Source organism: Nonomuraea aridisoli (genome assembly GCF_003236395.1).
In the GTDB taxonomy this organism is placed as follows: domain Bacteria; phylum Actinomycetota; class Actinomycetes; order Streptosporangiales; family Streptosporangiaceae; genus Nonomuraea; species Nonomuraea aridisoli.
Genome location: NZ_POUD01000177.1, coordinates 1 through 19,321, shown reverse-complemented (window position 1 = coordinate 19,321; position 19,321 = coordinate 1). Strand labels below are relative to the sequence as shown.

The window sequence follows — 19,321 nt, the reverse complement described above, 5'->3', positions numbered from 1 at the left end:
GGTGGAGACGGCGGGCGGCGGCGCGGCGGGCCGGTCGGGGGCGCACGCGCTCAGCACGGCGACGACGGCGGCCAGGAGGATCAGCGTGGCGCGGCGGGGGTTGGCGTCCATGGCGACGATGATGCGCGGGCGGTGGCATTCCCGTCCAAGACCTGGGGTCATAACCGACGGCTATGGCTTGGATCGGGTCGTGTCAGGCGTGGCGTGACCGAACTTCTCACAGACGCTACTTAGAGTGATGAAGCGTTGTCAGAACGTCCTTTCTGGGGGAGATCATGAAAGTCACCCGCATAGCGGCGGGCTGCGTGTTCGCCGGCGCAGCCTCACTGGTCGTCATGGCCACTCCGGCCCACGCCGACCGCGCCTGCGAGCTCAACCTGTCCGACGTCACCCACACCCTGCGGATCGACCGCCACGGCGTCTTCGCGGGCAAGCGCGACGCCAAGGCCTGCAAGCTCGAGGACGTGTTCCGGGGCCACTTCCCGCACCACGACGACCACCACGACGACGACCACTTCGACGAGCCTTTCCACCACGACGACGAGCACGGCGGGTGGGACGAGCCCGGCGCCTACCGCATGGCCTGGGACTGGATGGCCCCCCGGTAACGGCTCTCCCTAGACTCGGCCGCCCGTAGCACGCCGGCCGCACCGGTCCCGGGGTCTCCACGTGAGGCCCCGGGACCCTTTCATGCCGAGGGGCCCCGTCTACCGGTCGACGATCTCGTTCTTGCCGATGACCACGACGCCGCCGCGGGTCAGCGCGAAGCGGGTGCGGTCGTATTCGAGGTCGAAGCCGATCCTGGCTCCGTCGGGGATGACGACGTTCTTGTCGATGATCGCCTTGCGGATGACCGCGCCCCGGCCCACCTTGACGTTCTCCATCAGCACGGAGTCCTCCACCAGCGAGTGGGAGTGGAGCACGACCCTGGGCGACAGGATCGACCTGATCGCCGTGCCGCCGGAGACGATCACGCCGGGGGAGACCAGCGAGTCGATCGCCCGCCCCACCCGGTCGCCGTCGTTGTGCACGAACTTGGCGGGCGGCAGCGGGTCGTGGCCGGTGAAGATCGGCCACTTGTCGTTGTAGAGGTTGAACACGGGGTGCGCCGAGATGAGGTCCATGTGGGCCTCGTAGTAGGCGTCCAGCGTCCCGACGTCGCGCCAGTAGCCGCGGTCGCGCTCGCTGGAGCCGGGCACGATGTTGTGGGCGAAGTCGTAGACGTCGGCGCCACCCGACTTGACCAGCATCGGGATGATGTTGCCGCCCAGGTCGTGCTTGCTGCTCGGGTCGAGAGCGTCCTCGCGCAGCGCGTCGATCATCGACTGCGTCTTGAACACGTAGTTGCCCATCGAGGCGAACACCTCGTCGGGCGAGTCGGCCAGCCCCACCGCGTCCTTCGGCTTCTCCCTGAACGCCACGATCCGGCGGCCCTGCGGGTCGGTCTCGATCACGCCGAACTGGTCGGCCAGCGACAGCGGCTGCCGGATCGCCGCCACCGTCACGTCGGCGCCCGACTCCTCGTGCTGCTCGACCATCTGCCGCGGGTCCATCCGGTAGATGTGGTCGGCCCCGAACACGATCACGTGCTCGGGCATCTCGTCGTAGATCAGGTTCAGGTTCTGGAACAGGGCGTCCGCAGAACCGGAGAACCAGCGCGGCCCGAGCCGCTGCTGCGCGGGCACGGGGGTGACGTAGTTGCCGAGCATCGCCGACAGCCGCCAGGTCCGCGAGACGTGCCGGTCGAGGCTGTGGTTCTTGTACTGCGTCAGTACGACGATCTTCAGGAACCCGCCGTTCGCGAGATTGGACAGCACGAAGTCGATGAGCCGATACATCCCCCCGAACGGCACCGCCGGTTTGGCCCGATCCGCCGTGAGCGGCATGAGCCTCTTGCCCTCTCCACCTGCCAGCACAACCGCAAGCACCCTCCGGGACCTCATGCCCTGGACGCTACCCCCAAATGGCCGATGTATCGACGAAACCCTGCACCGTCACCTCCCTGCGTGTCCGGTTTTGTGCGTAGAAGGTGGTGACGGGCGACACCTGGGCCCCTTGGTGGTCCGATGGTGGTCCGCCGCACGCCCCCGCCATAAGGTCGTCTCATGCGCGTTGATCTGCTCAGCAGGGAGTATCCGCCCGAGGTGTACGGCGGGGCCGGCGTTCACATGGAGTACCTCGCCAGGGAGCTGCGGAAGCTGGCCGACGTACGGGTGCGCTGCTTCGGGGCCGAGCGCGCCGAGCCGGGCGTCTCGGCCTACCGGGTGCCCGACGGCCTGGCGGGCGTCAACGCCGCGCTGCAGGTGCTCGGCGTCGACCTGGAGATGGCCGCCGCCTGCGAGGGCGCCGACGTCGTCCACTCCCACACCTGGTACGCGAACTTCGCCGGCCACGTCGCCAAGCTCCTCCACGGCGTCCCGCACGTGGTCACCACGCACAGCCTGGAGCCGCTGCGGCCGTGGAAGGCCGAGCAGCTCGGCGGCGGCTACGCGATCTCGTCGTGGGCCGAACGCACCGCCCTGCTCGACGCCGACGCGGTGATCGCGGTGTCGGAGGGCATGCGGCGCGACGTCCTGACCGCCTACCCGGAGATCGCGCCCGAGCGGGTCAGCGTGATCCACAACGGCATCGACACCGCCGAGTACGCCCCCGACCCGGCCACCCACGTGCTGGAGAAGCACGGCATCGACCCCCGGCGGCCGTACGTCGTCTTCGTCGGCCGCATCACCCGGCAGAAGGGCCTGGTCCACCTGCTGCACGCGGCCCGCTCCATCGACCCGGGCGCCCAGCTGGTGCTCTGCGCGGGCGCGCCCGACACCCCCGAGATCGCCGCGGAGGTGACCGAGCTGGTACGCGGTCTCGGCCGCGACGGGGTCTTCTGGATCCGCGAGATGTTGCCCAAGCCCGAGGTCATCCAGCTCCTGACGCACGCCGCGGTGTTCGTCTGCCCGTCGGTCTACGAGCCGATGGGCATCGTCAACCTCGAGGCGATGGCGTGCGAGACGGCGGTGGTGGCCACGGCGACCGGCGGCATCCCCGAGGTGGTGGCCGACGGCGAGACCGGCCTGCTGGTGCCCATCGACCAGGGGCCCGACGGAACGCCGGACGATCCCGGCCGTTTCGCCGCCGACCTGGCCGAGCGCGTCAACGCCCTGCTGGGCGACCCTGCCAGGGCGCTGGCGATGGGCAGGGCGGGGCGGGCGCGGGTCGTCGAGCACTTCTCCTGGGAGCGCGTCGCCCGCCGCACGGCCGACCTCTACGCGACCCTGCGCTCCTGATCCGCCCGCCCCGCCGGGTGGCGTCCTCCGGCGGGGCGGACGGTGTCATTCGGCGCGTTCGAGGACGACCACCGGGATCGGCCGCTGGGTCTTCTGCTGGTACTCGTCGTAGGCGGGCCACGTGGCGGTCATGACCCGCCACATCTCGGGCTTCTCCGCCTCGCCGGCCGTGCGGGCGCGGGCCTTGAACCTGTCGCCCTTGACCTGCACCTCGACGTCGGGGTTGGTCACCAGGTTCTTGTACCACTCCGGGTGGTCGGCGTCGCCTCCCTTGGAGGCCACGACGAGGTAGGCGTCGCCGAAGCGCTGGTAGATCAGCGGGGTCGTGTACGACTTACCGGATTTACGGCCTTTAGTGGTGAGAAGAAGGGTCGTGGTGTTGTTCCACTCGTGTCCTTCTACGCCGTCGGTTTCCTGATATTTCTGGACATGTTCCTTGCCGTAGAGCATGTCAACAATCATGCCCTTCCGACGGGCTCCTGAACGGCGGTTCCCCCCGTCCGCAGGGGCTTGTCGCGCCGCTCGGCGTACCGGCAGGGCGGGCGGCGGCTTCGAACGCCCGCCGTACGGCGTCGGAGGCGGGCCGGTTACTCGGCCGTCCATTTCGAGTCGGGCATGAGCGTGACCAGCACGAGGTAGCCGAAGAAGCCGACGGCCAGGCCGACCGCGTAGCCGCCGAACACCACCGGCTCGCCCACCAGCGCCGCCACCAGGCCGCCGCCCACCGCCGCCAGCACCGCCGCCAGATCGCTCAGGCCCGGCGAGGACTGCCGCCGCCGCAGGGTCCCGTACGTGATCCAGCCGATCACCAGCCCGAAACAGATCGCGCCGAGCACCGCCATGCGGGAACCTCCAGAGCCGTTCGACAGATCGCCGTACGACCATGGCACGGGCACGCCCCGCCGGCTAGAGGGGCCGCTCAAAGGTAGGTCCTGGCCGCGCTCACCAGCTCGGCGGCGGCGCCGGTCGTGTCGACGTAGAGGGCGGTGTCGGGAGTGCGCTCGCGGACGTCCTGGTCGCGGATCGCGAACACGGCGGGAGGGACGCCGACGTCGCCGTAGCGGCCGGTCACGGCCCGCCCGATCGCCCGGCGCGCGTCGGCGACCACCTCGCGCGAGTCGTGGCCGGGACCGGAGGCCGCGAGATAGCCGAGCATGCCGGCGAAGCGCAGCTCGGTGAGCGCCGCCGGACGCTGCTTCGGCAGCACAGGACGGTCGAGCCAGAACACCCGGCCCGCCAGGAACGCGTCATAACCGGCGCCCTCGTCGCCGAGCACGCGCGTCGTCGCGGCGAGCAACTCCCCGAACTCGGCCAGCTCCGCCTCGGGCGGCAGGTCCGTGGTGACGAACAAGGGCACGATGAGCGAGTCGAGCATGTGAGTATCCCTCCGTGAGGAGGCTCATCGTAGGGTGCCCGACCGACAATCGCCGCCTCCACCGCTGACCTGCACCGTTGTGTTCCGATTCGCCCGTGCGGCAGAGGCTCGGAGTACCACCCCGTGAATGCCGTCCGCCCTCCTGATCACCGGAACCGTCGGCGCGGGGAAGACGTCGGCGGCCGACGCCGCCGGGGCCCTGCTCGCCGGCGCGGGCGTGCCGAACGCCGTCATCGACCTCGACTGGCTGCGCCGCGCCTGGCCGGCGCCCCCGGACGACCCCTTCCACGGCGCACTGACGCTGCGTAACCTGCGCGCGGTGGCGGCCAACTTCCTGGCGGCGGGGGCGGAACGGCTCGTGCTGGCCGGGGTGATCGAGAGCCGTGACGAGCGCCTGCGCCACGAGGAGGCCCTCGCGATGCCCCTCACGGTGTGCCGCGTCCACGTGGCGCTCCCCGAGGTGCGCCGGCGGCTCACGGCGCGGCACGCCGGCGATCCCGCCGGTCTTGACTGGCACCTCGCCAGGGCCGGGGAATTGTCGTCCGTCCTGGACGCGGCGCGGGTCGCCGACTGCACCGTGGCGGGCACCGGCACCAGGGCGCAGGTGGCCGCACGTGTGCTCGACGGCTGGGGCGGCTAGCGCCGGCTCCACTCGTCCTCGAGGGCCGAGTGCACGATCGAGTCGCGCCAGCCGTCCGGGGTGCGCAGGTGGTGGCGGATGCGGCCCTCCTCCACCATGCCGGCGGTCAGCATCGCCAGCTGGGCCGGCAGGTTGGCGGGGGAGCGGGCGCCCCAGATGCGGTGCAGCCCGAGGTGCTCGAACCCGAACGACAGCAGCAGGCGTACGAGGTCGGTGCCGATGCCGCGGCCCCACTGGTGGGGATGGAGCCCGAACCCGATCTCCGCGCTGTGCGGGTTGTCGGCCTCGACGCGCAGGCGGGCCACCCCGACGACGTCGCAGCGCCCGCGGTCGACGACGGCCAGCACGTACAGCAGGCGCGGCTCGGCCGCGGACGCCTCGACGGCCTCCTCGACCAGCCGGGCGACCTCGTCCAGGCTGCGCGGCTGGAAGGGCAGGTGCTGGGTGGCGGTGGGATCGCCGTAGACGGCGTGGAGTGCGGGCACGTCGGCCTCCGTGACGTCACGAAGGCCGAGCCGCTCGCCGTTGCACACCACGGGACGCATGCGCCGACGGTAACGCGAGTCCCGTGATCTCAACAAGCCTGCGTCAAGTGGCCAGTTGACTCCCGTAAGCACGGGCGACGAGTTCGGCGACGGCGCTGTGGGAGCCGAGCGGCTCCGCGTGCCCGGCGTCGATGGACGCGGCGGCCCGCTCGACGAGGTCGCGCGGCGCCTCGTGGCCGATCATGCAGGGGGAGATGGCCAGCCGGCCGGCGCCGGCGGCGCGCAGCCGCTCGGCCGCGACGGCCACGCCGGGCTCGCTGTCGAGCGAGGCGGCCACCACGGGCAGCGTGAGCCTGGAGGCCAGCAGCACGGCGGTCGCCTGGACGGCCTGCACCGCGCGCTCCCCGCCCACGGTGGCGAGGATGACGGCGTCGACGGGGCTGGAGACGTTCAGCAGGCGCACGCGGTCGGCGCGGGCCAGGCCGCGCTCGGCCAGCCTGATGTGCAGGGCCTCGGCCAGCAGCGGGTGGGGCCCGAGCGCCTCGGTCACGACGACGCCCTCGCCATGGGCGGCGACGACCTTGCCGATCTCCGCCATGACGGCGGGGTCGTCCCAGGTGAGCAGCGGCACGACGATGGCCTCGCGGCCGGAGGGCAGGGAGTCCGCCAGGTCGGCCACGCTCGTCAGGCGCACCTCGATCTGCGGATTGTCGACGCGCACGACGGACGCGATCTCCTCGGCCACCCCGGCGGTGTCGCCCGGCGTGGCGAGCACGAGCACGGGCGCGTCTGGAGGCAAGGACGTGGGCACGGGACGGCGGTGACGGCCACCACCCGGCCGGCGGGAACGTTCTCGTACAGGCAGGCTCACAGGCGGGCAGTTTATGCCTATTAGGCGACGGTTGTTCTGTGAATCGGTGGCGATTGCGTTACAACGGTACGGGTGTGACTGAGATCACCGCGCAATCCGGATAAGTGGGGACTTATCTCTACAGAACGCCAGGCGGGCGGCGGTGGCAGCCGCCGCCCGCGCCTTCCGCGGCGTCCTCAGGCGTTCACGCGAACGGCCCCACCTGGCCGGGCAGCGACGCCTTGGGGTCGTCGGCCGAGGCGGTGGCGAGGTCGAGGTCGCGGGTCTCCGGGGCGATGGCCAGGCCCACGGCGGTGACGGCCAGCGCGGCGACCACGTAGATCGACACCGCCACCGTCGACTGGAACGCCTCGAAGAGCTGGAGCGCGATGATCGGCGCCAGGGCGCCGCCCACGATGCCGGCGACCTGGTAGCCCATGGAGGCCCCGCTGTAGCGCAGGCGCGTGCTGAACAACTCGGCGATGAACGCCGCCTGCGGCCCGTACATCGCGGCGTGGGTGATCAGCGCCACGACGGCGGCCAGCGCGATGAGCGGGAACGACCGGGTGTCCAGCAGCGGGAAGAACGCGAACACCCACACCGCCGCCGCGACCGTGCCGGCGAGGTAGACCGGGCGCCGGCCGTACCGGTCGGACATCGCGCCCGCGATCGGGATCAGCACGAGCTGCAGCGCCGACCCGATGAGCACGGCGTTCAGCGCGTACGAGCGCGGCAGGTCCAGCTGCTGGGTGATGTAGACGATGATGTACGAGGTGAACGTGTAGAACGCCACGTCCACCCCGATCCGCGCGGTGAAGGCCGACAGCAGCGCGCGCGGGTGCGTGCGCAGTACCTCGACCAGCGGCATCCTCGCCTTGGCGCCCTGCTGCTCGACCTGGGCGAACAACGGCGACTCCGAGACCTTCAGGCGTACCCACAGGCCCACGAAGACCAGCACGCCCGACAGCAGGAACGGCACCCGCCAGCCCCACGACAGGAAAGCCGCGTCCGACAGCGTGAACGACAGGATCGTCAGCAGGCCCGTCGCCAGCACGTACCCCGCGGGCACGCCGACCTGCGGCCAGCTGGCGTTGAAGCCGCGGCGGCGGCCGTCGCCGTGCTCCAGCGACATGATCACCGCGCCGCCCCATTCACCGCCCAGCCCCAGGCCCTGCACGAACCTGAACAGCGCCAGCAGGATCGGCGCCACGACGCCGATGCTCGCGTAGCCGGGCAGCACCCCGATGAGGAACGTCGAGACGCCCATGACCAGCAGCGTCACGACCAGCACGGTCTTACGGCCCACCCGGTCGCCGAAGTGGCCGAACACGATGCCGCCGAGCGGCCGGGCGACGAACGCCACGGCGTTGGTGGTCAGCGAGGCCAGCGTGCCGGTGAACGGGTCGAGCGAGGGGAAGAAGAGCTGGGGGAAGACCAGGGTCGCGGCGGTGGTGTAGAGGAAGAAGTCATACCATTCCAGCGACGTGCCGATCAGGCTGGCGAGGATCACCCGCCGGGTCTGTTGCGTGGAGCCTGCCATCCGATTGCTCCTTGCCGTATTGGGGGGATGGCTATCAACGTAAGGATCGTTGAACAATTCGACAAGAGGTTTGCTCCATGATTGTCTGTTAATTGTGGACAACGTGGTTGCTGATCTCTCCCAGGACCGCCCCCGCCTGGGACGCAGCAGCACTGCGGAACGGGTGGCCGACATTCTGCGCGACCGCATCAGCGAGGGGTTCTTCCTGCCGGGCCAGCGCCTGTCGGAGGAGTCCATCTCCGAGGCGCTCGGCGTCTCCCGCAACACCCTGCGCGAGGCGTTCCGGCTGCTCGGTCACGAGCGGCTGCTCGAGCACCGGCTCAACCGGGGTGTCTTCGTCCGGCTCCCCTCCGTCGAGGACGTCCGCGACCTCTACCAGGTGCGCCGCGTGCTCGAAGGCGCGGCCGTGCGGCGCGCCCCGTCCGAGGAGGCGCTGACCCTCATCAGGGAGGCCGTGCGCGACGCCGAACGCGCCGCCGCCGAGGACGACTGGCAGGGCGTCGGCACCGCCAACATCCGCTACCACCAGGCGCTCGTCTCACTCAACGACAGCCGCAGGATCGACGAGGTCATGCGCCAGCTCCTGGCCGAGCTGCGGCTCGTCTTCCACGTGATGGAGAACCCGCGCGCCTTTCACGAGCCGTTCGTCGACCGCAACCGCACGCTGCTCGCGCTGATCGAGTCGGGTGAGCCCGAGAAGGCCGCCGCCTATCTCGACGACTACCTCGACCATGCCGAACGCCTGCTCATCCACGCCTACGACCCCAGCCGCTAACGTGAGCGCATGGACCGGATCTTCACCGTGGACGAGGGCCGTGCGCTGCTGCCGGCCGTCATCGAGGACGCCCGCGAGCTGATCGCCGCCCGCGCCGACCTGGCCGAGCTCGACTTCGCGCGGCGTTCGGGCGTGCGCTCGGAGCTCGGCGGGCTGCCCGAGATCAAGGGACTGCAGGCCCGCATCGAGGAGATCCTCGGCGGGTGGAGCGAGCAGGGCATCGAGGTGAAGGGCATCGCGCCGGTGCTCGTCGACTTCCCGTCCGTGCTCGACGGGGTGTCCGTACGGCTGTGCTGGATCGAGGGGGAGCGGGAGCTCAGCTGGTACCACCGCACCGAGCTCGGCTTCGCCGGCCGCCGCCCGCTCTGACGGCCCTTGACGCGGGGCGTCGCGCCGTGCTGTATTCAACCTATCCGTTGATAAACCGATAGGTTGAATATGATGCTCCTCGAGAACAAGGTCGCGGTCGTGTACGGCGCCGGCGGCGCGATCGGCGGGGCGGCGGCCCGCGCGTTCGCCCGCGAGGGCGCCCGGGTCCACCTCGCCGGCCGTACCCGGAAGACGCTCGACGAGGTCGCCGACGACATCCGCGCGGCCGGCGGCACGGCCGAGACCGCCGTGGTCGACGCGCTCGACGAGGCCGAGGTGGACGCGTTCGCCGACGCCGTGGCGTCGCGGGCGGGCGGCATCGACGTCTCCTTCAACGTCATCGGCGTCCAGGACGTGCAGAAGCCGCTCACCGAGATCTCGCTCGCCGAGTTCCTGCGGCCGATCGAGGTCGCCACGCGCACGCAGTTCCTCACCGCCAGGGCCGCCGTACGGCACATGATCCCGCGCCGTACGGGCGTGATCCTGCTGTTCGGCGGGGGCGGGCCGCAGACGGTGCCCGGCCTCGGCGGGTTCAAGGTCGCTCTGGACGCCATGGAGAGCATGCGCCGCCAGTGGGCGTGCGAGGCCGGCCCGTACGGCGTGCGCGTCGTCACCCTGGTGACCGGCGGCGTGCCCGAGAGCATCGCCGCCACCGAGCCGGCCAAGGAGGCGATCGCGGCCTCGATCGCCGAGTCGGCGCTGCTCAAGCGCGCCGCCACACTCCAGGACGTGGGCGACGTCGCCGCGTTCGCCGCCTCCGACCTGGCCAGGACCATGACGTCGGCGACGGTCAACCTCTCCTGCGGTGCGATCGTGGATCACTAATAAGGTGATCGCGCGTACCCCGACAGGAAGACCGGATGTCCGACGACGAGCTCAGCCGCACCTTCGCCGCCCTCGCCGACCCGACGCGGCGGGCCATCCTCGCGCGGCTGGCCGAGGGCGAGGCCACGGTCAACGAGCTGGCCGAGCCGTTCGATATGAGCCTCCAGGCGGTCTCCAAGCACCTCAAGGTGCTGGAACGCGCGGGGCTGATCACTCGGGGCCGCGACGCGCAATGGCGTCCCTGCCGTCTGGAGACCGCCCCGCTGGAGACGGCCTCCGCGTGGATCGACCGCTACCGCACGCACTGGAGCGACCGGTTCGACCGCCTGGAGCGGGAGATCCGGCGGGTCGAGAGCGGGCAGGAAGGGCACGAGCATGGCTGAGACCGAGTTCGTCATCGAACCGGGCCGGCAGGACATCGTCATGATCCGCCAGTTCGACGCGCCGCCCGACGTCGTGTTCCGGGTGGTCACCGATCCGGAGCTGATCCCGCGCTGGTGGGGCCCCACCTTCCTGTCCACCCGCGTCGACCTCATGGAGGTGCGGCGCGGCGGTCGCTGGCGTTTCGTCAACGTCGACGCGGGCGGCCGGGAGTACGCCTTCGGCGGCGTCTACCACGCCGCCGTGCCGCCGGAGCGGTTCGTGCGCACGTGGGAGTACGAGGGCACGCCCGGCGACGTCGCCCTGGAGACGGTCACCCTGATCCCGGTGAAGGGCGCCACCCGGTACGTCGCCCAGTCGGTGCACCGGTCGGTGGAGGCCCGCGACGCCATCGTGCGCGCGAACGGGGCAAGGGGCGGACGAGACTCCATGAACCGCCTGGCCGCCCTCCTCGCCGAACTCTTGAAGCCGTCCGAATAGCGAGACGGTTTTCTCATTCTCTGGACAGGTCGGGTACCTTCTGCGAAGGGAGAGAGGATCCGGCCATGGTGGAAGCGCGGGCGCTGACGACGCCGTACCAGGTCCGGTTCCGCGCGGGGCGGAACACGGGGTCGGCGGACACGGTCAAGAACGGCGTGGGCGGCTCGACGGGTCCGCGACCTCACGAGCTGCTGGAGGCGGCGCTGGCCACGTGCATGACCATCTCCGCCCGGATGGCGCTGGTGGACCTGGGACTGCCCGACACCGAGGCGCGCGTCGTGGTGACGCTGGACCGCCGGGAGGCGGTCACACGGTTCCGTTACGAGCTCGTCCTCGACCCGCCGGTGGAGGAGGCCCAGCGCCAGGTGGTGGCCGAACGGGTCAGGCAGTCTCCGGTGCGGCGCACGTTGAGCAGGGCGCTGGAGTTCGAGCCCGCCTGACGGCTCACCCGGGCCCGGCGGCAGCCCCGGCTCGGGGCCTCAGTGGGTGGAGGCGGTGGTGCGGGAGCGGTGGGCGGCGACGCGTTCGCGGGTGGCGCAGCGGGTGCTGCAGTAGCGGCGCGGGCTGCCGCCCCCGAAGTCCATGTACGGCCGGCGGCAGCTCGCCGACGCGCACAACCCGCCGGGCACCCGCTGATAGTCGGCCAGCAGCACCGCCAGCGCCATCGCCGACGAGGCGAGGAACCACTCCGCCCACGGCGCGTCGTCGCGGCCGTCGACGTGGACATGCCAGGTGGTCGTGCCCCCGTGGCTGGTCAGCCGGGGGGCGTGGGCGGCTCCGGCGAGCAGGTCGTTGAGCAGCGCCGCCGCCTGGTCGGCGTCGGGCGCGGCCAGCACCTCGCGCAGGCGGGCCGCCGCCGCGCGCATCTGCGCCACGTCGTCCTCGCCCAGGCCGAAGTCTCCGCTCTCGCCGTGCTCACGCAGGATGCGCGTCACGGACGCGATCGACGGCTCCTCGTGCAGCAGCGCCACGCACAGGTCGACGGCTCGCACGGCCATCGCCTTGGTCGAGTGAACCTTCACGCAAGCAGCGTATGCCGGGACGCCTGGTCCCGCCGGTCACCTGCCATTCCCCGCATCACTCCGGCAACCCCCGTGACCGCCCCAGACCGGCGATCTCAACGATCCCGCCCGACACCGCGAGTTCCCCGCCTGCTGTGCGACACCGTGAGCTCCCGCCTGCGGCGACGACACGGCGAGCTCCCGTACACGCAGACGGCACGGCGAACTCTGCCTCGCGCGGCGACACGGAGGCCTCTGGCATCGCGCGTGGACGCACAAGCGTGTAAACACCGTCCATCGGTGGCTGAGGCGTCATGGTCGGCGGCGTGGTGGTTCGTGGACGTTCGGGCGGGTCGTCGGAGACGTTCGGCGGGGGAGAAGGGTGACGACGGCGGCCGCCTGGAGGGCCGCGCCGACGGCGAGGGCCGCTCCGGTCGCGTACGCCGCCAGCGGCCCCGCCAGCGCCGAGCCGAGCGCGAACGAGGTGATCTTCAGGCTGGCGCCCGTGGTGAACACCTGGCCACGCAGCCGGTCGGGCGCCTCGCGGTGCCGTACGGCGAACAACGCCGTCAGCTGGGGCCCCTCGCCGGCGCCCGCGACGGCGGCGGCCACCACGGCGATCCAGAATGCGTCCGCCAGCGCCGCCACCGCCATTCCCACGCCGAGCACCGCGGTCCCGCCCGCCTGCACCAGATCCCAGCGCCGCACCCGGTGCTCGTGAGCGGCCAGCACACCGTTGGCCGCGAGCCCGCACACGGCGGCCACGGCCAGCAGCAGCGTGCCGTAACCGCTCTCCCCGGCCAGCCTGACCCCCATCACCGGCGCGGACACCACCAGCATGGGCAGCCCGGCGCACGACACCATGGACCCGACCGTCGCCCGCCGGAGCGCCCCGTTCCCGACGATGACCGTGAACCCCTCCCTCACTTCCCGTACAAGCCCCCGCACCGGGGCCGTACCGGCACGGGGACGCGGGTCCCGGTCACCCACCACGGGGTCGCGGTGCGCGGCCTCGGGGGTCTGCGGATGTTCCGCCGCCGGCGGGCCCTCCTGGGCGGGGCGGATAGGGAGAGTCCAGGCGGCGGGTAACGCGGACAGGAGGAGAACGGCGCACATCGGGAGGACCGCCGCGTTGCCGCCCGCCGCGGCGACCACGCCCACCAGAGCAGGTCCGGCCAGGCCGGCCGCGTTGTAGCTCATGGAGTCCAGCGCCGTGGCCCGGCCGAGCCGCTCCGGCCGGGCGACCAGGGGGAGTTGCGCCGTCCAGCCGCCCGTGAGCGCCGGGCCGAGCAGGCCGGTGGCGACCGCCAGCGCGATGAGCGCCGCGTCCGGCGCCCGGCCGAGCCCGGCGAGCACCAGCAGGAGACCGGCCGCGTACCCGGCCAGACAGTACGCCAGCAGCCGCCCCGGACGGCGTGCCCGGTCGATCAGCACGCCGAGAAGCGGCCCTCCGACGGCGGCCGAGACGGTCAGCCCGGACAGCAGCCACGACGCCAGCACGGGCGACCCCGTGACGGCCAGCCCCGCGACGAGCAGCGCCGGCCCCGACATCTCGTCCCCGGTCCGCGCGGCCACCGCGCCCGCTATGTAACGGCGTAACACCATCAAGACGTTACACGAGTCGCAGCCGGCAGGCCACGGCTTCCTTGAGCGGAGAAGCCGACCATCCCGGCACGCCGGCCCCCGTGGCGCGGACCGAACGCGGCCGGGCCCACCGTCCGGTGCCGAATGGTGTGGCCGCCCACGGCGTCCGGATGGCTCACGCCGAACGGCACCGACCGGAGCCCGGACACCCCGAAGAGACGCCGGTCGCGGCGTCGGCCGGAAGTCGGATGCCCTGAAGTGACGGTGGTCGTGGTGCCGCTGGGAGTCGGGTGCTTCGAAGGGACGGTGGTCGTGGTGCTGGCTGGGGGCCGGGTGCGCCGAAGCGACGGCGGCCGTCAGTCGGGAGCCGGGTGGCTCGGCTCGGGCGCCTTTGCCGGAGTGTCGGCGGCAGGAGGCGCCGGGCTCGACGGCTTCATCGCCGTCGTGCGGCGGCGCGAGCTGGGTTGACTCTCCCATGGTGGGAGACCGGAGACTGAGGCGGTGGACGACGAGGAGCCGCTGCTGAGCATCGGGGAGCTGGCCGAGCAAGCCGGCATGTCGGTGAAGCTGGTCCGGCACTGGTCCGACATCGGCGTGGTGCCGCCGGTCGCCCGCACCGCCGCCGGCTACCGCCGCTACGACGCCGAGGCGGTGGCCCGGCTGCGGCTGGCGCGGGCGCTGCGCGATCTCGGTCTGGGCATGGCGGTGATCCGTGAGGTCGTCAGCAGTGACCGCGGCCTGCCGGAGGTCGCGGCGCTGCACGCCGCCGCGATCGAGGCCCGCATCCGCACGCTCCGGCTGCAGCAGGCGGTGCTGCGCTCGGTCACCGACCGAAGACCCACACTCGAGGAGCTCACCACGATGACCGACCTGGCACGGCTGTCCGCCGCCGAACGTACCGCGATCGTCCGTGACTTCACGGCGCGGGCCGTCGGCGACGTCGGCCCGTCCGCGTTCCGGGAGGGGCTGCTGGCCGTCGTCCCCGATCTGCCGGACGAGCCGACCGCCGCACAGGCGGCGGCCTGGATCGAACTCGGCGAGCTGGTACGCGACCCGCGCCTGGCCGCGGCGCTGCGCCGCATGGCCCGGTACGCGGCCGAGCACCCGCCCCCCGCCCACGACCCGGCCGGCGCCGCGGAACGGGTCACCGACTTCTGGACGCGGCGGGTCGGAGAGGCGATGGCGGCCGGCATCGCCGCCGACTCTCCCACCGCCGAGCCGGTCGTCGCCGAGATCGTCGCCGCCTGGCTCCCCACCCAGCACGGGCTCGACGGCGACGGCGCCGAGGCCCGGCGCAGGCTGCTGGAGCAGCTCGAGGTGGCCGCCGACCCTCGCGCCGAGCGCTACTGGCAGCTCATGTGCGTCATCAACGGCATGCCCGTACGCCCCGGCATCGCCGCCGAGGGCGACTGGCTGATGACGGCGCTGCGGGCGAGCCCCGTCCCCGGCGCACGGGAGGCCGGCGTCGCCCGAGCCCTGGACACGCCGGGCGCACTGGCCCCGGAAGCGCTGCTGGAGGGATGCGCCCGCATCCTTGAGGAGGTCGGCGCGCTCGTGCGCGCCGTCACCCCCGCCCAGCTGGACGACCCCACGCCGTGCGCCGGCTGGAACGTCCGCGCCCTGCTCGATCACCTGACGTACGAGAACCTCATGTGGGCCGGCCTGGCCCGGGGCGCTCCACGCGCCGACCACGACGCCGACCACCTCGGCTCTGACCACGTGGCCGCGTTCCAGACGGCCGCCGCGGCGACGCTCGCCGAGTTCCGGCGGCCCGGGATGCTGGCGGAACGGTACGGGCCCGCCCCGGGGTGGCGGCTCGTCGAGCAGGTCGTCATCGAGATGCTCGTGCACGGCTGGGACCTGGCCAGGGCGATCGGCGCGTCCACCGACCTGGCCCCTGAGCTGGCCGAGGCCATGGAGCCCGCGGTGCGCGCCCTCTACGGCGACCTGCCGCGCACGCCCGGCGGCTCGTTCGCCCCGGAGCAGGAGCCGCCGCCCGGCGCGACGCACGCCGACCGGCTGGCCGCGTACCTGGGGCGTCCGCTCGCCTGAACCGGCGTACTCGAATGGATGTTTGAACAGTGGCGTAGACTCGGCACCATGACAGCCGCGTTCCAAGCATCTTTGCTCGATCTCGACGAGGAGCCAGGGCTCGGGCCGCTCGGCGGCACCGTCCGGCGCACCCACCTCGGCCGGGGCGCCTGGATCGACCTGCGGCCGGGCTGGCTGACGGGCGCCGACCTGCTGTTCGAGCGGCTGGCGGAAACGGTGCCGTGGCGGGCCGAGCGGCGGCGGATGTACGACAGGGTCGTCGACGTGCCCCGGCTGCTGAAGTTCTACGACGAGGGCGAGACCCTGCCCGACCCCGTGCTCGACGACGCCAGGCGGGCGCTCGACGCCCACTACGGGCGGGAGCTGGGCGAGCCGTTCCGTACGGCCGGGCTCTGCTTCTACCGCGACGGCCGCGACAGCGTGGCCTGGCACGGCGACACCATCGGGCGGGGCAGCGCCGAGGACACCATGGTCGCGATCATCTCGGTCGGCAGCCCGCGCCCGCTCCTGCTCCGGCCGCGTGGCGGCGGCCCGTCGATCCGGCGCGACCTCGGCCACGGCGACCTCATCGTGATGGGCGGCAGCTGCCAGCGCACATGGGAACACGCCATTCCGAAGACGACCCGCCCCTCGGGCCCCCGCATCAGCATCCAGTTCCGCCCCCGTGGCGTGCGCTGACGCGCCGGGAGCCGATCAACAGTGATCAAGCGCCAGGGCCTGGTGACGCCGCCCGCTACGGTTCGGCCACTACGGGATGAGGCCGCTACCGGCCTCTTCACAGGGGGCTGACTCCCGCGATGGCCAGCCCGAGGAGTCGATCTGCCGCGGCGACGGGGTCGGGGTGGTGCTCCGTGGCCAGGGCGATACCGGTGACCAGGGTGAGCAGGTCGGAGATGGTCACGCCCGGTCGCAGCGCGCCATCGGCGGCGGCGTTGCGCACCAGGGGCTCTCCGGCACCGGTGAGCTGCGCCGAGCAGCAATGCTCGTGCGCCACGCCGTGCTCGGCCGCCCGGGTCAGTGCGATGGCCAGCCCTCGGATGGTCGTGGCATCCGCGATGACGGCGCTCAGCCACTCCAGCAGCGCGGCCCGGCTGTCGGCCCTTCCGGTCAGCTCGCGGGCACGAGCGCACAGGGTCTCGACCTGTTCGCGGAAGACCGCCTCCAGCAGCGCCTGACGGCTGGGAAAGTGCCGGCGCACGGTGGCGGATCCGACTCCCGCGGTGCGGGCGATCTGCTCCAGGGACGCGTCAGGACCCTCCTCGGCGATCGCATCCTTGGCCACGGCGAGCAGCCGTACGTAGTTGCGCCGGGCGTCCGCGCGCTGGACGGGCATGGCGTCACCTCACGTTTGCTAAATGGCGGGGCCCGCCGTATGTTACCGGAACAGAAACGGCGGGGTCCGCCGTTTTGTCGTCGCCCACGCTTTGGAGATGTCCTCATGCCCACTGATCCCGCAACCGTCCTGGTCACCGGCGCCACCGGACGGCAGGGCGGCGCCACCGCGCGAGCCCTGCTCGCGGCCGGTGTGCCCGTCCGGGCGCTGGTCCGCGACCCCACCGCCGACCGTGCCAGGGCGGTCCGGGCGCTCGGCGCCGAGCTCGTTACCGGCGACCTCAACGATCGCGGCTCCGTGACCAGGGCGGCGGAAGGCGCCAGAGCCGTCTTCTCGGTGCAGATGCCCCCGATGAACGCAGGCGGCTTCGACTTCGAAGCCGAGCTGACCCAGGCCGTCAATCTGGTCGAGGGTGCGCTGGCCGCGGGCGTGCCGCAGTTCGTGCACACATCCGTCTCCGGCGCAGGGCGGCACACGGAGGCGCCCGGTTGGGCCGAAGGCCGTTGGGCACCGATGGAGCCTTACTACGCCGCCAAGGCCGGCATCCAAGACCGCGTGCGTGCGGCCGGCTTCACGCACTGGTCGATCATCAAGCCGGGCTTCTTCATGGAGAACTTCCTCCCGTCCATGACGTACCTGCTGCCCCGCGGTCTCGAGGGAGGTCTGGCGACGGTACTGAAGCCCGGCACGAGGCTCTCCCTCGTCGCGGTCCAGGACATCGGCGGGGCGGCCGCCGCGGCCATCACCGCACCGGAGCGGTTCCACGAGGTCGAACTGGAGTTGGCCGGTGACCACCTGACGATGACCGGCATCGCCGAGATCCTCTCCCGCGCTTGGGGCGTCGAGCTGACAGCGCCCGACATGACCCTGGAGGAGGCGGTCGCGGCAGGTATGCCAGGGCCTGGTGTCACTTCACACGAATTCCTCAACGTGGTCGGCCAACCCGCCCGCCCGGAGTACGCGCGGGCCCTCGGCATCCCGCTCACGACCTTCGAGGAATGGGCCCATCAGCACGTACCGGCCCGGTTCTAGGCCGGATCGGCCGCCCCGGCTGTCAGGTACGGGACCGGGTGGTGGTGAGGCGGGCGAGGCGGCCCTGTTCGCCGGAGGCCCAGCAGGAGCCGTCGCGGGCGCATGACACCGTGTCGTACGACCCGGTGTCGAACGACTGCCAGGTCCGCCCGCCCGTGTAGGTCACGTCGCTTCCCGTGGGCCCGACCGCGACGGCGGCCGAGGGCAGGTGGGGCAGCCAGGTGACGCCCGACCGGTACGCGGGAGGGGGCGCGCCGGCCGGCTGCCAGGTGGCCCCGCCGTCCCCGGTGACCGCCGCCGCCACGGGCGAGGACTGATCAGGGCGGAAGTCGCCGCCGACCGCGAGGCCGCGGTGCGGGTCGCGGAAGGCGAGCCCGAACACGCCGCGCGCCGGGTCGTCGGCCGGGATCGGCGTGGCCGACACCGTCCACGTACGGCCCCGGTCGGAGGAGTGGAACACCCGCGAGCGCTCCGCCCCTCCCGTGGCGAGCCACACGTCCCGGCCGCCGGCCGTGGCCAGGCACTGCCCGCTCGCCGCGAAACCGGCCTCGCCCTGCAACGCCGGCGGCATCCCGTCGGGGGGCAGCACCCGCCATGTCCAGCCGCCGTCGTCGGTGGCGAGGATGCGGAACCTGCCGTCCACGGGGTCGCTCATCGCCAGCCCGTGCCGCCGGTCGAAGAACGCCACGCAGTCGTAGAACGCCTGCGGCTCGTCGTTCCTGAACGTCTCCGTCCAGGTGCGCCCGCCGTCGTCCGTCCGGTAGAGGCGCGAATCGGGGCCCGCGCCGATGGACAGCGCGACCGCGTTGTCGGCGTCGAACGCCTCGATGTCGCGGAAGTCCAGCGCGGAGGCGCCCGGCGGGGAGACGTTCTGCCAGTTCCAGCCGCCGTCCCCGGTGCGCAGGACGGTGCCTCCGGAGCCGGAGGCCCATACGACGTCCCGGCTGACGGGGGCGAGGCCGCGCAGGCGCGCGCTCACCCCGGTCTGCTGGGCCTCCCAGCCGAGCCGGGGCTGCGGCCCGGCGGCGTGGGCGGGGAGGGGAGCGGCGAGGACGAGCGCCGCTGACAGTGCGCCCCACGCGATGCGAAGTCTCATGTCAGGGCAAAATAGTCCGAACGATCACATGAGTGCTAGAGGCAACGCCGTTCAGTTATGGCTGGGGTAGCGGCGTCAAGGGCTGGCCGGGGGCATGTTGATGCTGATGGTGGCTTTGTAGGTGGTCCGGTCGATGGCGGGTCCGCGGGCGTTGTATTTGGAGATCGCGCGTTTGACGATGCGGTCTTTGGTGCGGACTCGCCGGGCGGGCAGGAGCTGGGCCAG

General features: G+C 72.2%; 24 protein-coding genes. 13 read left to right on the top strand and 11 right to left on the bottom strand.

Going from position 1 to position 19,321, the window contains the following annotated elements; all coding sequences use genetic code 11:
- Window positions 1–275 precede the first annotated feature (275 nt).
- Window positions 276–608 (top strand): hypothetical protein, encoded by a 333-nt coding sequence (locus C1J01_RS32035; protein WP_146615793.1) that lies wholly within the window; start codon window positions 276–278, stop codon window positions 606–608.
- A gap of 99 nt (window positions 609–707) precedes the next feature.
- Here the strand turns inward: C1J01_RS32035 and glgC are convergent, their stop codons facing one another.
- Window positions 708–1,943, bottom strand: a complete 1,236-nt coding sequence (gene glgC / locus C1J01_RS32030; RefSeq protein ID WP_111182704.1) for a glucose-1-phosphate adenylyltransferase — start codon at window positions 1,941–1,943, stop codon at window positions 708–710.
- A 162-nt stretch (window positions 1,944–2,105) separates the two neighbouring features.
- Between glgC and glgA the strand changes: the two genes are divergently transcribed.
- Entirely contained in the window at window positions 2,106–3,278 is a 1,173-nt protein-coding gene (gene glgA, locus C1J01_RS32025) for a glycogen synthase (RefSeq protein WP_111182703.1), read from the top strand.
- A 45-nt stretch (window positions 3,279–3,323) separates the two neighbouring features.
- Here the strand turns inward: glgA and C1J01_RS32020 are convergent, their stop codons facing one another.
- The 3 genes from C1J01_RS32020 to C1J01_RS32010 all read right to left on the bottom strand — a co-directional run bounded on the left by C1J01_RS32020 (window position 3,324) and on the right by C1J01_RS32010 (window position 4,653).
- A complete protein-coding gene (locus C1J01_RS32020) occupies window positions 3,324–3,728 on the bottom strand; it encodes a nitroreductase family deazaflavin-dependent oxidoreductase (RefSeq protein ID WP_111182702.1) in 405 nt (134 codons plus the stop codon).
- 137 nt (window positions 3,729–3,865) lie between these two features.
- Window positions 3,866–4,120 carry a hypothetical protein gene (locus C1J01_RS32015; RefSeq protein WP_111182701.1) on the bottom strand — a complete coding sequence of 85 codons (255 nt, stop codon included), beginning with the start codon at window positions 4,118–4,120 and terminating at the stop codon, window positions 3,866–3,868.
- 77 nt (window positions 4,121–4,197) lie between these two features.
- Entirely contained in the window at window positions 4,198–4,653 is a 456-nt protein-coding gene (locus C1J01_RS32010; protein WP_111182700.1) for a hypothetical protein, read from the bottom strand.
- A 127-nt stretch (window positions 4,654–4,780) separates the two neighbouring features.
- Between C1J01_RS32010 and C1J01_RS32005 the strand changes: the two genes are divergently transcribed.
- Complete coding sequence (locus tag C1J01_RS32005) at window positions 4,781–5,293, top strand: hypothetical protein (protein WP_111182699.1); 513 nt, start codon at window positions 4,781–4,783, stop codon at window positions 5,291–5,293.
- Here the strand turns inward: C1J01_RS32005 and C1J01_RS32000 are convergent.
- The 3 genes from C1J01_RS32000 to C1J01_RS31990 all read right to left on the bottom strand — a co-directional run bounded on the left by C1J01_RS32000 (window position 5,290) and on the right by C1J01_RS31990 (window position 8,168).
- On the bottom strand, window positions 5,290–5,838 hold the full coding sequence (locus C1J01_RS32000) for a GNAT family N-acetyltransferase (RefSeq protein WP_111182698.1): 549 nt from the start codon (window positions 5,836–5,838) through the stop codon (window positions 5,290–5,292). The two genes, C1J01_RS32005 and C1J01_RS32000, sit on opposite strands and share 4 nt — an antisense overlap.
- A gap of 43 nt (window positions 5,839–5,881) precedes the next feature.
- A complete protein-coding gene (locus tag C1J01_RS31995) occupies window positions 5,882–6,589 on the bottom strand; it encodes a sirohydrochlorin chelatase (RefSeq protein WP_235854805.1) in 708 nt (235 codons plus the stop codon).
- Between the two features lie 244 nt (window positions 6,590–6,833).
- Complete coding sequence (locus C1J01_RS31990) at window positions 6,834–8,168, bottom strand: MFS transporter (RefSeq protein WP_181449069.1); 1,335 nt, start codon at window positions 8,166–8,168, stop codon at window positions 6,834–6,836.
- Between the two features lie 103 nt (window positions 8,169–8,271).
- Between C1J01_RS31990 and C1J01_RS31985 the strand changes: the two genes are divergently transcribed.
- The 6 genes from C1J01_RS31985 (at window position 8,272) to C1J01_RS31960 (ending at window position 11,438) form a co-directional block, all read left to right on the top strand.
- Window positions 8,272–8,943, top strand: a complete 672-nt coding sequence (locus tag C1J01_RS31985) for a GntR family transcriptional regulator (RefSeq protein ID WP_235854804.1) — start codon at window positions 8,272–8,274, stop codon at window positions 8,941–8,943.
- 9 nt (window positions 8,944–8,952) lie between these two features.
- The gene (locus C1J01_RS31980) at window positions 8,953–9,312 is read left to right on the top strand and encodes a DUF2203 domain-containing protein (RefSeq protein WP_111182696.1); all 360 of its coding nucleotides are present in this window, start codon (window positions 8,953–8,955) and stop codon (window positions 9,310–9,312) included.
- A gap of 69 nt (window positions 9,313–9,381) precedes the next feature.
- Complete coding sequence (locus C1J01_RS31975; RefSeq protein ID WP_235854803.1) at window positions 9,382–10,137, top strand: SDR family NAD(P)-dependent oxidoreductase; 756 nt, start codon at window positions 9,382–9,384, stop codon at window positions 10,135–10,137.
- 35 nt (window positions 10,138–10,172) lie between these two features.
- Window positions 10,173–10,520 (top strand): ArsR/SmtB family transcription factor, encoded by a 348-nt coding sequence (locus tag C1J01_RS31970; protein WP_111182695.1) that lies wholly within the window; start codon window positions 10,173–10,175, stop codon window positions 10,518–10,520.
- Window positions 10,513–10,998 carry an SRPBCC domain-containing protein gene (locus C1J01_RS31965; protein ID WP_111182694.1) on the top strand — a complete coding sequence of 162 codons (486 nt, stop codon included), beginning with the start codon at window positions 10,513–10,515 and terminating at the stop codon, window positions 10,996–10,998. The genes C1J01_RS31970 and C1J01_RS31965 overlap by 8 nt, the downstream gene beginning before the upstream one ends.
- A gap of 65 nt (window positions 10,999–11,063) precedes the next feature.
- Window positions 11,064–11,438, top strand: a complete 375-nt coding sequence (locus C1J01_RS31960; RefSeq protein ID WP_111182693.1) for an OsmC family protein — start codon at window positions 11,064–11,066, stop codon at window positions 11,436–11,438.
- Window positions 11,439–11,477: 39 nt separating this feature from the next.
- On the opposite strand, the gene C1J01_RS31955 is transcribed toward C1J01_RS31960, so the two are convergent.
- Window positions 11,478–12,020 carry a CGNR zinc finger domain-containing protein gene (locus C1J01_RS31955; protein WP_235854802.1) on the bottom strand — a complete coding sequence of 181 codons (543 nt, stop codon included), beginning with the start codon at window positions 12,018–12,020 and terminating at the stop codon, window positions 11,478–11,480.
- A 291-nt stretch (window positions 12,021–12,311) separates the two neighbouring features.
- Window positions 12,312–13,574, bottom strand: coding sequence for an MFS transporter (locus tag C1J01_RS31950; protein WP_235854801.1), 1,263 nt, complete (start codon window positions 13,572–13,574; stop codon window positions 12,312–12,314).
- 267 nt (window positions 13,575–13,841) lie between these two features.
- On the opposite strand from C1J01_RS31950, the gene C1J01_RS31945 reads away from it, so the two are divergent.
- From C1J01_RS31945 to C1J01_RS31935, 3 genes are read left to right on the top strand one after another with little or no spacing between them, the layout of a single operon-like run.
- Window positions 13,842–14,051: a hypothetical protein gene (locus C1J01_RS31945; RefSeq protein ID WP_111182691.1), complete on the top strand. Its 210-nt coding sequence runs from the start codon at window positions 13,842–13,844 to the stop codon at window positions 14,049–14,051.
- 33 nt (window positions 14,052–14,084) lie between these two features.
- Window positions 14,085–15,635 carry a TIGR03086 family metal-binding protein gene (locus C1J01_RS31940; protein WP_220040203.1) on the top strand — a complete coding sequence of 517 codons (1,551 nt, stop codon included), beginning with the start codon at window positions 14,085–14,087 and terminating at the stop codon, window positions 15,633–15,635.
- Between the two features lie 48 nt (window positions 15,636–15,683).
- On the top strand, window positions 15,684–16,313 hold the full coding sequence (locus C1J01_RS31935; protein ID WP_111182690.1) for an alpha-ketoglutarate-dependent dioxygenase AlkB: 630 nt from the start codon (window positions 15,684–15,686) through the stop codon (window positions 16,311–16,313).
- A gap of 97 nt (window positions 16,314–16,410) precedes the next feature.
- Here the strand turns inward: C1J01_RS31935 and C1J01_RS31930 are convergent, their stop codons facing one another.
- Window positions 16,411–16,968: a TetR/AcrR family transcriptional regulator gene (locus C1J01_RS31930; protein WP_111182689.1), complete on the bottom strand. Its 558-nt coding sequence runs from the start codon at window positions 16,966–16,968 to the stop codon at window positions 16,411–16,413.
- Window positions 16,969–17,073: 105 nt separating this feature from the next.
- Here C1J01_RS31930 and C1J01_RS31925 point away from each other — a divergent pair, with 105 nt between their 5' ends.
- The gene (locus C1J01_RS31925) at window positions 17,074–18,000 is read left to right on the top strand and encodes an NmrA family NAD(P)-binding protein (RefSeq protein ID WP_111182688.1); all 927 of its coding nucleotides are present in this window, start codon (window positions 17,074–17,076) and stop codon (window positions 17,998–18,000) included.
- Window positions 18,001–18,022: 22 nt separating this feature from the next.
- Here C1J01_RS31925 and C1J01_RS31920 read toward each other — a convergent pair whose 3' ends face one another.
- Window positions 18,023–19,096, bottom strand: coding sequence for a WD40/YVTN/BNR-like repeat-containing protein (locus tag C1J01_RS31920; protein WP_111182687.1), 1,074 nt, complete (start codon window positions 19,094–19,096; stop codon window positions 18,023–18,025).
- Window positions 19,097–19,321: the final 225 nt, after the last annotated feature.

What these genes read in the sequence shown, in the direction of transcription:
- C1J01_RS31960 (WP_111182693.1), top strand. Translation starts at nt 11,064, where the DNA reads ATGGTGGAAGCGCGGGCGCTGACGACGCCGTACCAGGTCCGGTTCCGC.
- glgA (WP_111182703.1), top strand. Translation starts at nt 2,106, where the DNA reads ATGCGCGTTGATCTGCTCAGCAGGGAGTATCCGCCCGAGGTGTACGGC.
- C1J01_RS31990 (WP_181449069.1), bottom strand. Translation starts at nt 8,168, where the DNA reads ATGGCAGGCTCCACGCAACAGACCCGGCGGGTGATCCTCGCCAGCCTG.
- C1J01_RS32015 (WP_111182701.1), bottom strand. Translation starts at nt 4,120, where the DNA reads ATGGCGGTGCTCGGCGCGATCTGTTTCGGGCTGGTGATCGGCTGGATC.
- C1J01_RS31930 (WP_111182689.1), bottom strand. Translation starts at nt 16,968, where the DNA reads ATGCCCGTCCAGCGCGCGGACGCCCGGCGCAACTACGTACGGCTGCTC.
- C1J01_RS31970 (WP_111182695.1), top strand. Translation starts at nt 10,173, where the DNA reads ATGTCCGACGACGAGCTCAGCCGCACCTTCGCCGCCCTCGCCGACCCG.
- C1J01_RS32010 (WP_111182700.1), bottom strand. Translation starts at nt 4,653, where the DNA reads ATGCTCGACTCGCTCATCGTGCCCTTGTTCGTCACCACGGACCTGCCG.
- C1J01_RS31975 (WP_235854803.1), top strand. Translation starts at nt 9,382, where the DNA reads ATGATGCTCCTCGAGAACAAGGTCGCGGTCGTGTACGGCGCCGGCGGC.
- C1J01_RS32000 (WP_111182698.1), bottom strand. Translation starts at nt 5,838, where the DNA reads ATGCGTCCCGTGGTGTGCAACGGCGAGCGGCTCGGCCTTCGTGACGTC.
- glgC (WP_111182704.1), bottom strand. Translation starts at nt 1,943, where the DNA reads ATGAGGTCCCGGAGGGTGCTTGCGGTTGTGCTGGCAGGTGGAGAGGGC.
- C1J01_RS32020 (WP_111182702.1), bottom strand. Translation starts at nt 3,728, where the DNA reads ATGCTCTACGGCAAGGAACATGTCCAGAAATATCAGGAAACCGACGGC.
- C1J01_RS32005 (WP_111182699.1), top strand. Translation starts at nt 4,781, where the DNA reads ATGCCGTCCGCCCTCCTGATCACCGGAACCGTCGGCGCGGGGAAGACG.
- C1J01_RS31925 (WP_111182688.1), top strand. Translation starts at nt 17,074, where the DNA reads ATGCCCACTGATCCCGCAACCGTCCTGGTCACCGGCGCCACCGGACGG.
- C1J01_RS32035 (WP_146615793.1), top strand. Translation starts at nt 276, where the DNA reads ATGAAAGTCACCCGCATAGCGGCGGGCTGCGTGTTCGCCGGCGCAGCC.
- C1J01_RS31920 (WP_111182687.1), bottom strand. Translation starts at nt 19,096, where the DNA reads ATGAGACTTCGCATCGCGTGGGGCGCACTGTCAGCGGCGCTCGTCCTC.
- C1J01_RS31965 (WP_111182694.1), top strand. Translation starts at nt 10,513, where the DNA reads ATGGCTGAGACCGAGTTCGTCATCGAACCGGGCCGGCAGGACATCGTC.
- C1J01_RS31980 (WP_111182696.1), top strand. Translation starts at nt 8,953, where the DNA reads ATGGACCGGATCTTCACCGTGGACGAGGGCCGTGCGCTGCTGCCGGCC.
- C1J01_RS31935 (WP_111182690.1), top strand. Translation starts at nt 15,684, where the DNA reads ATGACAGCCGCGTTCCAAGCATCTTTGCTCGATCTCGACGAGGAGCCA.